At 49.3% G+C, this 14512-nt stretch carries 14 protein-coding genes; 1 reads left to right on the forward strand and 13 read right to left on the reverse strand.

The features are described from left to right. From ACFS7Z_RS23045 to nuoK, 4 genes are read right to left on the reverse strand one after another with little or no spacing between them, the layout of a single operon-like run. Complete coding sequence (locus ACFS7Z_RS23045; protein WP_377490243.1) at positions 1-1383, reverse strand: NADH-quinone oxidoreductase subunit N; 1383 nt, start codon at positions 1381-1383, stop codon at positions 1-3. 44 nt (positions 1384-1427) lie between these two features. Next, complete coding sequence (locus tag ACFS7Z_RS23050) at positions 1428-2879, reverse strand: complex I subunit 4 family protein (protein ID WP_377490366.1); 1452 nt, start codon at positions 2877-2879, stop codon at positions 1428-1430. A gap of 14 nt (positions 2880-2893) precedes the next feature. Continuing rightward, a complete protein-coding gene (gene nuoL, locus ACFS7Z_RS23055) occupies positions 2894-4855 on the reverse strand; it encodes an NADH-quinone oxidoreductase subunit L (protein ID WP_377490246.1) in 1962 nt (653 codons plus the stop codon). A gap of 46 nt (positions 4856-4901) precedes the next feature. Further along, a complete protein-coding gene (nuoK, locus tag ACFS7Z_RS23060) occupies positions 4902-5231 on the reverse strand; it encodes an NADH-quinone oxidoreductase subunit NuoK (protein WP_241641895.1) in 330 nt (109 codons plus the stop codon). A gap of 231 nt (positions 5232-5462) precedes the next feature. Here nuoK and ACFS7Z_RS23065 point away from each other — a divergent pair, with 231 nt between their 5' ends. Then, entirely contained in the window at positions 5463-6503 is a 1041-nt protein-coding gene (locus tag ACFS7Z_RS23065; RefSeq protein WP_377490249.1) for a DUF6929 family protein, read from the forward strand. A 102-nt stretch (positions 6504-6605) separates the two neighbouring features. Here ACFS7Z_RS23065 and ACFS7Z_RS23070 read toward each other — a convergent pair whose 3' ends face one another. The 9 genes from ACFS7Z_RS23070 to ACFS7Z_RS23110 form a co-directional block, all read right to left on the reverse strand. Then, complete coding sequence (locus tag ACFS7Z_RS23070; protein ID WP_377490252.1) at positions 6606-7124, reverse strand: NADH-quinone oxidoreductase subunit J family protein; 519 nt, start codon at positions 7122-7124, stop codon at positions 6606-6608. 4 nt (positions 7125-7128) lie between these two features. After that, complete coding sequence (locus tag ACFS7Z_RS23075) at positions 7129-7638, reverse strand: NuoI/complex I 23 kDa subunit family protein (protein WP_377490255.1); 510 nt, start codon at positions 7636-7638, stop codon at positions 7129-7131. Positions 7639-7719: 81 nt separating this feature from the next. Continuing rightward, a complete protein-coding gene (gene nuoH / locus ACFS7Z_RS23080) occupies positions 7720-8787 on the reverse strand; it encodes an NADH-quinone oxidoreductase subunit NuoH (RefSeq protein ID WP_377490258.1) in 1068 nt (355 codons plus the stop codon). Positions 8788-8790: 3 nt separating this feature from the next. After that, a complete protein-coding gene (locus ACFS7Z_RS23085) occupies positions 8791-9771 on the reverse strand; it encodes a 2Fe-2S iron-sulfur cluster-binding protein (protein WP_377490261.1) in 981 nt (326 codons plus the stop codon). Positions 9772-9873: 102 nt separating this feature from the next. After that, positions 9874-11220: an NADH-quinone oxidoreductase subunit NuoF gene (nuoF, locus tag ACFS7Z_RS23090; protein WP_377490264.1), complete on the reverse strand. Its 1347-nt coding sequence runs from the start codon at positions 11218-11220 to the stop codon at positions 9874-9876. Between the two features lie 243 nt (positions 11221-11463). Next, positions 11464-11997, reverse strand: coding sequence for an NADH-quinone oxidoreductase subunit NuoE family protein (locus ACFS7Z_RS23095; RefSeq protein ID WP_377490267.1), 534 nt, complete (start codon positions 11995-11997; stop codon positions 11464-11466). A 58-nt stretch (positions 11998-12055) separates the two neighbouring features. Then, a complete protein-coding gene (gene nuoD / locus ACFS7Z_RS23100; RefSeq protein WP_377490270.1) occupies positions 12056-13300 on the reverse strand; it encodes an NADH dehydrogenase (quinone) subunit D in 1245 nt (414 codons plus the stop codon). A 70-nt stretch (positions 13301-13370) separates the two neighbouring features. Further along, entirely contained in the window at positions 13371-13895 is a 525-nt protein-coding gene (locus ACFS7Z_RS23105; RefSeq protein WP_377490273.1) for an NADH-quinone oxidoreductase subunit C, read from the reverse strand. Beyond that, positions 13882-14439, reverse strand: coding sequence for an NADH-quinone oxidoreductase subunit B (locus ACFS7Z_RS23110; protein WP_377490276.1), 558 nt, complete (start codon positions 14437-14439; stop codon positions 13882-13884). The genes ACFS7Z_RS23105 and ACFS7Z_RS23110 overlap by 14 nt, the downstream gene beginning before the upstream one ends. Between the last annotated feature and the right edge of the window lie 73 nt (positions 14440-14512).

Genomic DNA, 14512 nt, shown 5'->3' on the forward strand with positions numbered 1-14512 from the left:
TTAGAGGATATCGCTGACAAGTGCTGGCGCTATACCAAGAAGAATAGTCAGCACTGTGATGAAGATGAGCATAAAAGTAGAGAAGCTGCTTACCTCCAGTCGCTCCAGGTTCTCTGCCGGGTGCATGTACATGGCTATCACTACCCGGAAGTAATAATAGATACCTACCGCAGCTAAAAGCACGGCTACTACCACCAGCCACACTTGGTTCGTGTCCTGCAACACAGCGGCAAATACAAAGAATTTGGCAAAGAAACCGGCTGTAAGTGGTATACCTGCCAAAGAGCACATTGAAACCGTCATAGTGAAAGCCAGCAGCGGGTTCGTTTTACCCAAGCCGTTGAAGGCTTCATATATTTCACCGCCACGTTGCGTCTTTACCATGTTCAGCACACCAAAGGCAGCTACAGTTGCAGTAGAGTAGGCCAGGGAGTAAAACAGGATAGAAGAGTCAGAGTGCTCGTTGAAGGCCACCAGTGCCATCAGCAGGTAACCGGCATGCGAAATACTGGAGTAAGCCAGCATGCGCTTTACACTTGTCTGCACCGCTGCGCCTATGTTACCTACTACCAAGGTCAGCGTAGTGATGGCGATCAGTGTTGGAAACCAAGTAGCGTACGATGCTGCGAAAGCAGCTGCCATTAGTTTGAAGAAAGCTGCTACACCTGCTGTTTTCACCACAGTAGACATAAACGACGTGAAGAAGGTAGGAGACCCGTCATACACGTCTGGTGTCCAGAAGTGGAAAGGAGCAGCTGATATTTTAAAGGAGATACCAATAATCACCATCAGCAGGCCCAACAGGAACATGGCGCTCATTACACCATCGGTAGCTGCCTGGGCTGCTCCGATTTCCGTGATGTTGAACGTGCCGGTCGCGCCATATATCAACACGATGCCAAACAGCAGAATGCCGGTGAAGAAAGCGCCCATCAGGAAGTACTTCAGGGCTGCCTCGTTGGAACGGAGGCTCTTTTTATCGCTACCCGCCAGCACGTACATGGCAATGGAAAGAATTTCGATGCCTACAAACAGCATCAGCATGTTCTCATAACTCACCATCATAACAGCGCCTACCAGCGAGAACAACAGCAAAGAGTAAAATTCAGCTAAATTATCGTCTTTTGTATCCACGTAACGCTGCGAGAATGGCAGCAGCAGCAATGTTGTCAGGACCATGATGCCCGTAAATGCCACCGCATAGTTGTCGATGGTGAGCATGTTGTTGAAATAGCTCTGGGTGTCGTTCCAGCTAAACAGGTTGACACCAAACACCACCGCCAGAAACAGCAGCGCCAGCGGAAGCAAAATCTTCTTTGAGTTCGCAAAACCTATAAAGAGGTTAAGGACACCGAAGATGGAGAGAAGTATGATCGAAGCCATGTCGTCGAGTTTCCTGTAAATTTCTTTTTCTAATCTTGCGCTTACTAGCGGTTAATGATGTTTAGCAGGTTGCTTACGGCTGGTTCTGAGATGCTCAGGAACATGTTCGGGAACAAACCAATCCAGAATACCATAACTACCAGTGGAATCAGCACTGCTTTCTCGTTCATCGTCAGGTCTGCGAATATCTCTGTTGCCGGAGACTTCGGCCCGAACATCACCCCCTGGAACATGCGCAGCATGTACACTGCACCAAGTATGATAGTTAAGCCAGCCACTGCGCCAAACCAGCCATTGTACTGGAACACACCAGATAGCAGCAGGAATTCGCCCACGAAGCCGTTTGTGAGAGGAAGGGCGATAGAGCCCAGCAACAGAATCATAAAGAAGATGGAGAGGACAGGAGTAGTTTGGGTAATACCACCCAGGCTCGTAATCTCTCTTGTATTGGTGCGGCTGAAGATAATGTCGATGATAAAGAACAAGCCAACTACGTTAATACCGTGGCTCAGCATCTGGATGACGCCGCCCTGCAAACCTTGCTCATTCAGAGTAAAGATACCGGCTGCAATAAGGCCAACGTGTGCAATCGAAGAGTAGGCAATCAGGCGCTTCAGGTCACGCTGGCGAATGGCGATAAAAGAGGCGTACACAATACCAATGATAGACAGCACCAGCACCAGCTCCGCCCACTGGCTCACACCATTCGGTACTACAGGCAATAACCAGCGCAGCACGCCGTAAATACCCATCTTCAGCATAATACCGGAGAGCAGCATGGTAGCCTGTGTCGGTGACTCCGTGTAGGTGTCCGGTTGCCAGGTATGGAACGGGAACACCGGCATTTTAATAGCGAAAGCGATAAACAGGAACCAGAAGATCCAGCTTTGTGATTCGCTTGAGAGGTTCAGGTTGTAGAAGGAAAATAAATCAGAAGAGTGGTTGCCTGGCGTTTGCAGGTAGAGGTACACAAAGGCAGCCAGCATAAACAGCGAGCCGAAGATGGTGTACACAAAGAACTTAAAGGTAACCGGAATTCTTCTGGCACCACCCCAGATGGCGGCTATAAAGTATATCGGAATCAGGGCTACTTCCCAGAAGAAGTAAAACAGGAACGCATCTAGCGCCACGAAAACGCCAATCAAACCAGTTTGCATGAACAGGATGAGGGCGTAAAAGGCGTTCGGGTTTCTGTACTCGTGTTTGAAAGAAGAAAGAATAATGAGCGGCACGAGGAATGTAGTCAGCAGCACCATCAGAAGGCTGATGCCATCCATACCAATGATAAAACCGATGCCGGCGCTCTCAATCCACGGAAAGGACAGAGACATTTGAATGTTGCCGCTCGCCGTATTGAAGCTTGCTAACGCAACCAGCGCAAGGGCAAACTCAATAAGTGCCGCCCCAAAAGCCACTGTTCTGGCAGCTTGTCCTTTCAGGAGCAACACCAGCAGTGCAGCTAAAGCAGGCCAGAAAAGTATTAAAGCTGTAAGTATCATCTTAGAAGAACCTATCCGATAAAGAAGTTTAAAAATAGAATCAGCACAATGCTGAACACCATCACGAGCACATAAAAACCAATTACCCCGCTTTGTGCATAGCGCAGCGTGCGGCCGCTACCTGTCACAAACTTGCCGAAGCCGTTTACCACGCCGTCAACCAACAGCATGTCCACCACACGGTGGAAGAAAGAAGATAACCACATTACCGGACGCACAATGATGGTATTATAAAGCTCGTCGATGTAGTACTTGTGGTAAACCAGGTTGTGTACCGGGCCCAGGCGCTCGTCTTCCTTCGCTGGCACTGTCTTTTTGCTCACGTACATCACGTAGGCGATGATGGCAGCTATCACAGCAACACCTACAGAAAGCCCCATCAGCATATATTCTGTTGCATGGTCAATCTGTGGCGCTTCGAGGGCCGCCGGATTGGCAAGGCGGGCAAAGTTGTAGAGCGGGGCGAGGTAGTTACCCAGCACATGTTCTGCGCCAAACACTTCTGGTATACCCAGGAAACCACCAACCGTAGAAAGCACCGCCAGTACAATCAGCGGAATCGTCATAGAGGCAGGTGATTCGTGCAGGTGGCTTTTCTGCTCTGCTGTTCCCCGGAACGTTCCGAAGAAAGTCAGGAACACCAAGCGGAACATGTAGAAAGAGGTCATAAAGGAAGCCAGCATACCCAGTCCCCACATCAGCTTGCTGTGCTCATACACGTGCGCCAGCAGCTCATCTTTAGAGAAGAAACCAGCAAACGGCGGAATACCGGCAATGGCCAGCGTACCAATCAGGAAAGTAATAAACGTGATAGGCAGGTACTTGCGCAGGCCACCCATGTTACGTATGTCCTGCTCATTGCTCATGGCATGAATCACAGAACCAGCACCCAGGAACAGCAGCGCCTTGAAGAAGGCGTGTGTGAGCACATGAAATAAAGAAGAAGAGAAGGCCATCACACCCAGCGCCAGGAACATATAGCCAAGCTGCGATACGGTAGAGTAAGCCAGTACTTTCTTGATGTCGTTTTGCGCCAGGCCAATGGTAGCAGCCAGCACAGCAGTAGCTACACCAACCACGGCAATTATTTCCAGCGTAGTAGGAGCCAGCGCGTACAGTACATTCGAACGAACCACCATGTATATACCTGCCGTCACCATGGTAGCAGCGTGTATCAGGGCTGAAACCGGCGTAGGACCCGCCATCGCATCCGGTAACCAGGTAAACAGCGGAAGCTGCGCACTCTTACCCATAGCACCTACGAACAGCAGCAGGGTAATCGTAATCATCACGGCTGAATCTACACCGCCTGCATATTGGGCTGCCTGTATAAACACCAGTGGATAGCTTACGCTATCAAAGGTCATGAAAATCAGGAAGATGCCCAGCAGGAAGCCTAGGTCACCGATGCGGTTCATCACAAAGGCTTTCTTGGCGGCATTGTTATAGTTGATGTTCTTGTTCCAGAAGCCTATCAGCAGGTAAGAGCAAAGGCCCACACCTTCCCAGCCCACAAACATCAGCACGTAGTTTGAGCCCATCACCAGCAGCAGCATCGAGAACATGAACAGGTTAATGAAGGAGAAGAACTTGCCGAAGTTCTCGTCGTGGCTCATGTAACCTGCTGAGTACAGGTGAATGAAGAAACCGATACCTGTCACCATCAGCATCATAAACAGCGTGAGCTGGTCGATGAGGAAGGAGAAGCTGATGCGCAGGTTGCCCACAGATATCCACTCATAATAATTTACCATGTAGGCGCGGCTGCCATTGGCGGTAAAGTCAAGGAAGAGGTAGATGGAAATGAGGAAAGCGGCCAGTACGGTACCGCATCCTATCAGTGAAACCAGTCCGTTGCCCAGTTTCCTGTTGCCTAAACCGTTCAGGATAAAGCCCAGCAAAGGCAGCACCGGAACAAGCAGACAGAGCAGTGCCATGGCTTGGTTGTTACTCGGCATTACAATCTCTTGCATCTGTATATGTATTTTTTAAGCTTTTCAGAATCGAAAATAAAGCGTTTTACCACTTCAGGTAATTCAGCAGCTGCACGTCTGTGGAGCGGATATTTCGGTATGTCATCACGATAATGGCCAGGCCAACGCATACTTCTGCCGCTGCCACCGCCATAATAAAGAATACAAACACTTGTGCCGAGGCATCAGCGCGGTAAGCCGACAAGGCTGTAAGCAGGAGGTTGACGGCGTTAAGCATCAGCTCTACACACATAAAAATCACGATGGCATTCCGGCGTGTAAGTACCCCGATTACTCCGATGGCAAAAAGTGCTGTGCTAAAGAACAGGTAATATTCAAGTGGAATGGTTCTGATAACCTCAGGTATTTGGTTCATTATCTGTGAGCCTGAACGTATTATTGATTAGATGACCTCTTAAAATCAAGTCGCAAAGTTATCCCCATTTTTTAAATTAACATAACATAATGCCAATCTTCTTTGACCCTGACACGTAGCCCTTTGGACCGTTTCAAGCTAAAACAAACCTGACTTTGTTCAGTTTAGTACCAGGCACCATACTTTTGCGCCATGTTTCCGTAGCTAAGGGTGACGCAGACTGAATAAACTATGAATGTAAAAAAGGTACTTTGTTTTACACTTACTATCCTGGCGCTCTCCGCCTGTAAATCTGAACCACCATCTGTCTCACGGGTGGTAAATGCCGAAGCCAGTATGAAAAATATCCAATTAACAGCCCGCGTTCAGGAAAAGCGCTCTTACCAGCAGTTACCTTCTGCCTCCGGAATAGAGCTTGTCGGAAACAGTTACTATGTGGTGGGGGATGACTCTCCGTTCCTGTACCAGCTCGATGCGCAGTACAACATGGTAAAGCAGTACCCCCTGTTCGACACCAAAGAATTTGAATCTGGCCGCATACCGAAAGCCCTGAAGGCAGACTTGGAAAGCATGGCGCACTTCACGTATGGCAGAAAAGACATGCTGCTGATACTTGGCTCCGGCGCCAGCCCTGCCCGTAACCGTGGTTTTCTGGTGAACATCACAAAGGGAATGGAGGTGCAGGAGGTGGATTTTAGCCGCTTTTATACTTTTCTGAAAAAGGTGCTGGGCCTTGCAGCTGACGGAGAGTTGAACCTGGAGGGGCTGGCCATCGACCAAACCTATACTTATCTGATGCAGCGAGCCATAGGAGCAGGTGCCAATGTGCTGTTCCGCTTTGATACAGATGATTTCAAGAGCTTTCTGATGAACAACGGCGATATTCCGGCAGCTGCAGTTTATCATTTTGCGCTCCCAAAGATAGACGCGTTTGTGGCAGGCTTTTCTGGTGCCTATGCGCTAGATGATCGGCTGTTTTTTACGGCTTCTGTTGAAAGCGCACCTAATGCTATAGAGGATGGAGAGGTACTGGGGAGTATCGTTGGGATGATAGACCTGAACGCTTTGCCCTACGCCACGAACCCTGCTAGCCCGCTGCAGGTGCCTACGGTGCAACTGATGAACGAAGATGGCTCTGTATACATAGGTAAAGCAGAGTCCTTGGTAGTGAAGACTGGTGAAGGTAAAAACTATAGTGCTGTGGTCGTGTTCGATGATGACTTAGGTGGCTCAGAACTTGTGGAGGTGCAGTTGGAGGTGGAGGATGAATAAGCTAAAGATAGAAGGCGTTTAGTTACTGGACAGTACAGAGTCTAAACCAAAAGAGCCAGCGCTTTTACTGCGCTGGCTCTTTTGGTTATACTTGATATTTTATTAGAAATGCTGTTCTCCCGTTTCTTTCTTTCCTAACATCACAGCGCCCACCATGGCTACCAGGAAAAGTACGGAGGCTAATTCAAAAGGAAGCAGGTACTCTGTGAACAGGACTACTCCCAGGCTTTCCACCATACCAATCTGTGAGTTATAGGTTTCTGCGTTGTAGCCTGCTATCTCCGTGTCTTTTAAGGCGGCTATCATCACCACGAAAAGCAAACCACCGGCTATTGTGCCTGCTATTTTGCTTAAGGTAGAGGTTTTTACTTTTTGCTCTGTCTCTTTGTTCATGTTCAGGAACATGATAACGAAGAGGAACAGAACCATAATAGCGCCGGCGTACACAATGATGTTTACAGCGGCCAGGAACTGCGCATTAAGTAGGATATAGTGTCCGGAGATGGTAAAGAACGTAATAATCAGGAACAATACACTATGTACCGGGTTCTTTGAAATCACCACCATCAGGGCGCAAAGCAGTGTCAGCGAAGCAAGAAAGAAAAACAGGCTCTCAGTCATCAGGTTATTTTGTTTCAGTGGTTTTTAATGGCTCTACCAGGCGGTCTTTGCCATAAATGAATTCATCGCGCTCAAAGCGGGCAGGAGCCAGTTTGTCGTCCTGCAGGAAAATAGCCGCTTTCGGGCAGGCTTCTTCGCACAGTCCGCAGAAAATGCAGCGCAGCATGTTCACCTCATAGGTTACAGCATACTTTTCTTCGCGGTACAGATGCTCTTCGCCAGCCTTACGCTCACCGGATGTCATGGTGATGGCTTCGGCAGGACAAGCCACTGCGCATAGTCCGCAGGCGGTGCAGCGTTCTGCGCCTTTCTCGTCGCGCTTCAGCACGTGCAGGCCACGCCATACTTCACTGCGTTCACGCGTCTGCTCCGGGTACTGTATCGTTGCTTTCTTTTTGAAGAAGTGCTTGAGGGTGATGCCAAGTCCCTGAGCAATAGCAGGCAGATATGCGCGTTCAGCGAACGTCATCGGCAGCTGCTCTACGTTCTTCCTTCTATTTGTTAGTGGTTCCATTTGTTTCAGCTTGTAGTTGTCGTAGTATGAATCATCTTTTAACAGAGAGACTGTTGACAACATTCAATTTCGGTACTATATTTAAAATAAGTAGTCTTTCAGCAGAATGCCACCGCCTGTCAGAACAATGTTCAGTATCGCAAGCGGAATCAGGATCTGCCAGCCCAGCTTCATCAGTTGGTCGTAGCGGAAGCGTGGAAGAGTCCATCGTACCCACATAAAGAAGAAGATGAACAGGAATATCTTAGCAAACATCACAGCTACACCCAGCAGGGTAACGATGTTGTTAGCCGTTACCACGCTTTCTGTTACATCGGCTAACCAGACTTCCAACTCAAACATGAATGGGAAGTTATAGGCACCAAAGTACAGCGTTGCCATTACAGCAGATGCCACAAAGATATTGATATACTCCGCAAACAGGTACATACCCAGTTTCATAGAGCCGTACTCTGTGTGGTAACCGCCAATCAATTCGGCCTCACTTTCAGGTAAGTCGAAGGGCGTACGATTAGTCTCAGCAAAGGCACATACCAGAAAGATGATGAAACCCAGCGGCTGATACCAGATGTTCCAGTTAAAGCCAGCCTGCTGCGCCGCAATCTCGCGAAGCGACAAAGAGCCGCTCAGCATCAGCACTGCAATAAGGGAAAGACCCATAGCCAATTCGTAGGAGATGTTCTGCGATGCAGCACGTATGGCTCCTAACAAAGAGAACTTGTTGTTGGAAGCCCAGCCACCGATCATCAGTCCATAAACACCCAGCGACACGACACCAAATATATAAAGCACCCCGATGTTTACTTCTATCGCCTGCAGAAACACCTCGCGTCCACCTACAATCAGCATATCGCCAAACGGTATTACTGCGCTAGACATGGTAGCCACAAGCATGGCAATACCAGGGCCGATAACAAACAGCGCCTTGTTTGACTTGGCAGGTATGAAATCTTCTTTGAAGAACAGTTTACCTGCGTCGGCCAATGGCTGAAGCAAACCAGCAGGGCCTGCACGGTTCGGACCTACACGGTCCTGGATAAAGGCCGCTATCTTACGCTCAAAGTAGGTGGAATAAGTTGCTATTAACAGGGTGATACCGAATATCACCAGGATGTAAATTCCTTTATATATTAGTTCTACTGACTCCATATGTTACTCCTGGGGCAGGTTTTTCTTAGTGGAAACTGGTAAGTTTGGTACAATCGGCACGTTCAGGACCGGCAACTCATAATGGTTTGCCGAAATAACAGAAGAACGGTCGATATGGCGCGGGCCTTCAATGGTCCAGTCTTTTGTCTCTTTCTTGTCGAAACGGCAGGTGTTGCATATAAACTCCTCTACCTCATTATATTGGTCTTTGCGGGCTGTTACACGCAAAACTTCCTCGCCACGTGTCCAGAGCGTTACTTTTCCGGAGCAGGTAGGGCAGTCGCGGTGCGCATCGAGCGGCTTTGTGAACCACACACGGTTCTTGAAGCGCCACGTTTTATCTGTAAGCGCTCCTACCGGGCATACGTCAATCACGTTACCAGAGAAGTCGTTGTCGATTATGTTCTCGATGTATGTTCCGATTTCAGCTGCATCGCCACGTCCTAGTACCCCGTGCACACGCTTCTCCGTAATCTGGTCAGCAGTATACACACAGCGGTAACACAGGATGCAGCGCGTCATGTGCAGCTGGATGAATGGACCCAGATCTACTTTATTGAAGGAGCGTCGCTCTTCCTCATAGCGCTGTGCGCTCACACCATGCTCGTAAGAAAGGTCCTGCAGGCTACACTCACCAGCCTGGTCGCAGATAGGGCAATCCAGCGGGTGGTTGATCAGCAGCATTTCTACGATGCTCTTGCGGGCATTCAGGACTTCCTCGTTAGTCGTATTTTCTACCACCATGCCATCCTGCACCTGCGTAATGCACGAGGCAACCAGTTTAGGCATAGGGCGGGTGTCTTTAGCAGAGCCCTGTGTTACTTTTACCAGGCACACGCGGCACTTGCCGCCACTGCCCTTTAACGGACCATAATAACACATGGCAGGCGGCACTATTTTGCCACCGATTTTTCTTGCGGCTTGCAGAATGGTAGTTCCATCTTCTACCTCTATCTCAATGCCGTCAATCGTTACTTTAGCCATTTATAAGTTCCTTGTTCTTTTTAGTTGCCCTTCTTGCTGTGAAGAAAAGCAACAAACAGTTTATAATTAATAGCCCATTACAGAGCTAAAGTCTGTTTCTTGTTAAGCTGTTACTGCGTCCAGCTGGCCACGGTAAACCGCACCTGGTGCTGTCGCCTCCTTCGGGTATCTAATGTGCCACTCAAACTCATCACGGAAATGACGAATAGCAGCGGCAACAGGCCATGCGGCGGCATCACCTAACGGGCAGATGGTGTTTCCTTCAATCTGCTTGGCAACACTTACCAACAAGTCTATATCCTGCTGATGGCCGTGGCCATACTCGATGCGGTGCAGCACCTTCTCCATCCAACCTGTACCTTCACGGCATGGGCTACACTGGCCACATGACTCGTGGTGATAGAAGCGGGAGTAGTTCCAAGTGTTACGCACGATACACTGCTGATCATCGAATACAATAAAGGCACCGGAACCCATCATAGAGCCGGTCACAAAACCACCGTCAGACAAGGATTCATAGGTCATCAGGCGATTTTCACCGGCGGCTGTTTTCAGGATCAGGTTTGCAGGCAGGATTGGCACTGAAGAACCACCCGGCACCACAGCCTTCAACTGTCTGCCTTTCCAGATACCACCACAGTACTCGTCAGAATAAATAAACTCCTCTACCGGCACACCCAGCTCAATCTCATATACACCAGGGTTGTTGATGTTACCGCTGGCTGAAATTAGCTTCGTGCCTGTGCTTCGTCCGATACCTACTTTGGCATACTCTGCACCACCATTGTTCACTATCCATGGCACAGAAGAAATCGTTTCCACGTTGTTTACAACAGTAGGGCTCTGGAAAAGGCCTTTTACCGCCGGGAACGGAGGCTTGTTACGCGGGTTACCACGCTTGCCTTCCAATGATTCCAGCAGGGCAGTTTCCTCACCGCAGATATAGGCACCACCACCCGGCGCAACATGCAGGTCCAGGTCGTAGCCTGAGCCCAGGATGTTCTTGCCCAGCAAACCGGCAGCGTATGCCTCTGCAATCGCTTTCTCCAGGATGCGCAGGATAAACATCAGTTCACCGCGGATGTAGATGTAGGAAGTGTTTGCACCCAGCGCGTAGCTGGAGGTGATCATGCCTTCAATCAGCCCGTGCGGGTTTTTCTCCATATACCAGCGGTCTTTGAAGGTACCTGGCTCTGATTCGTCAGCATTGCAAACTAAATAACGTGGAACGCCTTCCGGCTTAGCCAGAAAGCTCCACTTCATACCCGCAGGGAAGCCTGCACCACCACGACCACGCAGGCCTGATGTCTTTACCTCTTCCACCACCTCTTCCGGAGACATCGTTTTCAGGGCTTTCTCTACAGATTTGTAGCCGCCATGCTTACGATATACCTCCAGCGTTTCAATGCCGGGTACGTTTATATGTTCGGTTAATATCTTAAGTCCCATTTAGCAGGATTATCTCTTAGCAGTGGCTTTTGAGGGCACATTGCTGGTTGTTCATTTATTTATAAAAGATTTTCTTACAAAGGATAACTGACCTTGTTCTTACGCCCTTGCTGGTGTTTTCACCAGCAAGCAATTCAGCCTCTGAAGTTTTAGTTGTTGGTGAAAACACCAACAACGGCGCATTACATTACTAGTCTTTTTTCCTTCGTCCTTGTTCTTTTGTCAAGTTTTCTTTTGTCAGAATTACTGCGCCCAGGTTGGTACTTCGTGCTCTTTCTGGCGCATCATTGCCAAGAACTCGTCCACGCGCTCCTCTGAGTCTAGGTTTTCGTAGAACAGTTCGCGCACCTGCAGCATGGGGCCTGTTCCGCAGGAAGCAAGACATTCTACCGGCTTCAGCGTAAACATACCATCTGCCGAGGTTTCGCCTTCCTCAATGTTCAGCTTGCGCTTCAATGTGTCAATCAGCTCATCAGCGCCACGCAGGCAGCAAGGGCCTGTACGGCATACTTCCAGCACGTGCTTGCCAACCGGCTTAAGGTTGAACATGGTGTAGAAAGTAGCCACTTCGTATACCTCAATGGGTTGTATGTCAAGGATTTCAGCGATCTTGTCCATAACATCCGGGCCTACCCAGCCGCCGAACTCAGCCTGCGCAATGTGCAGGATAGGCAGCAGGGCAGACTTCTGGCGACCTTCAGGGTAATGGCTGATGTAGCGCTGGATCTCGGCCATGGCCGCATCAGAAAACTTTACTTCGTTTATAGTCTCTGCCATCTTTCTTTGTCATTGATCAGTTAGCGTTGATCAATGTTGAATGGTAATTATTAGTTGTTTATGCGTCCAGCTCGCCAGCAATTACGTTCAGGCTGCTCAGCGTCAGAATGGCGTCAGCCAGCTGGCCGCCAATAATCATCTCTGTATAAGCCTGGTAGTAAATAAAGCATGGTCTGCGGAAGTGCAATCTGTAAGGTGTGCGGCCACCGTCGCTGAGCAGGTAGAAACCTAACTCTCCGTTTCCACCCTCCACGCTATGGTACACTTCACCAACCGGAATATCTGTCTCTCCCATCACAATTTTAAAATGGTAGATTAAAGCTTCCATGCTGGTGTAGACGTCCTTTTTAGGAGGAAGGTAATAGTGTGGTGCATCGGCATGGTAAGAGCCCTCCGGGAGGTTTTTGTAGGCCTGCTCAATTATCTTTAAGCTCTGCCACACTTCCTCGTTCCGAACAAGGAAGCGGTCGTAGGTATCACCTTTAGAGCCTACCGGTATTTCGAACTCAAAGTCCTCATAAGAAGAGTATGGATTCATCACGCGCACATCGTAGTCTACACCCGCAGCGCGCAGGTTAGGGCCGGTAAAGCCATAATTCAATGCACGTTCAGCCGATATAGCACCCACATCAGTTGTTCTGTCAATGAAGATTCGGTTACGCGTCAGCATTTTCTCAAACTCTGCCCACACTTTTGGGAAGCGCTTCAGGAACTCCTCAATCAGGTGCAGGGCCTTTGGTGAAAGGTCACGCTCCATGCCCCCGATGCGGCCCATGTTCGTCGTCAGACGGGCACCGCATACTTCCTCGTAAATGTCGTATATGTGCTCCCGCTCCTGCATCACGTACAGGAAGCCTGTAAAGGCGCCGGAGTCCACACCCAGGATGGAGTTACAGATAAGATGGTCCGAGATACGGGCCAACTCCATCATGATCACCCGGATGTACTGCGCACGCTTTGGTACGGTAATACCCAACAGCTTCTCCACCGTCATATGGTAGCCCATATTGTTGATAGGGGAGGAGCAGTAGTTCAGGCGGTCGGTCAGCGGCGTGATCTGGTAGAACGGCCGGCGTTCTGCTATTTTCTCGAAGGCACGGTGAATGTAACCGATTGTTGGAACAGCGTCCATTATCTTCTCACCGTCCATCTGAAGGATGTTCTGGAAAATACCATGCGTTGCCGGGTGTGTTGGGCCCAGGTTCAGCGTAGTAAGCGGCCGTTCCTCCTTCAGGGCAAGTCCGTGGTCTTTACGGAACTGCTCCAGTTCGGTGAGCTCAGCGTTTTTATTTTCAGTAGCCATTATGTATATCCTTTGTTATGTGCTGTAGAGCGCCTTAAAAGTAACTTAGGGGCCCTACAGCTAATTTGGCTTAACGTCCGAAATAGGTATCAATTTTATCGTGCCTTGTCTGGTCCTCCAGCGGGTACTGCTTCAGCAACGGATGGTATTCCATCTCCTCAATGTTCAGGATCCGGGTCATGTTCGGGTGGCCCAAGAAGTTGATGCCGTAGAAGTCAAACGTCTCCCGCTCCATCCAATTGGAGGCAGAATACACTTTCGTCAGTGTAGGCATAGTAGGGTCTGAGGCCGGCATGAACACCTTAATGCGAAGGCGATAGTTATGACGCAGGCTGTGCAACTGGTACATCACGCACAGTTCTTTGTCTTTCTGGTCCGGGTAATGGATGCCGCACATCGTCGTTAGGAAGCTTATCTGCAATTCCTCATCGTCGTGCAGGTATTGGATCAGCTCGATAATGGTTTCGCGGTTGGTGGTGAACGTCATGATGCCATCCGGACTGTAAGCGCCCAGAATGTTATCTTCCCCAAACTTGCTAATGATTTTACCGAGTACGTTTTCGTTCGTAAGCTCCATTTGCTTATTTAATGTCATAAGAGGCTAATAGTGCCTGATACTCCGGCGAGTTGCGACGGCGCAGTGATTCGTTTGCAGCTAAGTCCTGTACGCGCATCAAGCCATCCAGAATCTGCTCCGGGCGGGGCGGGCATCCAGGCACGTATACATCCACCGGTACTATCCGGTCGATACCCTGCAATACAGAGTAAGTATCGAATATACCGCCGGAAGTGGCACAGGCACCAACGGCCATCACCCAACGCGGCTCTGCCATCTGCTCATACACCTGCTTCACAACAGGGCCCATCTTTTTTGAAATCGTACCCATCACCATCAGGATGTCTGCCTGGCGGGGAGAGAAGCTTGGACGCTCTGAACCAAAGCGGGAAATGTCGTAGTGAGAGCCCATGGTAGCCATGTACTCAATACCACAGCAAGAAGTGGCAAATGGCAAAGGCCACAGCGAGTTCTTGCGCGCCAGGCCAATCACTTTCTCAAAAGAGGTGGCAAAGAAACCAGCACCTGATGCACCATCCGGCGCATCCACTAAATTTATATTGTTGTTATTTGATTCGCTCATGTAAATAGTTTGTTTTTACCTTAAAGGCATAGGTTTGTGTATCAAAGAAACACAAACCTGCTCTTAAAAGTTT

The organism is Pontibacter toksunensis (assembly GCF_042686245.1).
GTDB classification, from domain to species: Bacteria; Bacteroidota; Bacteroidia; order Cytophagales; family Hymenobacteraceae; genus Pontibacter; species Pontibacter toksunensis.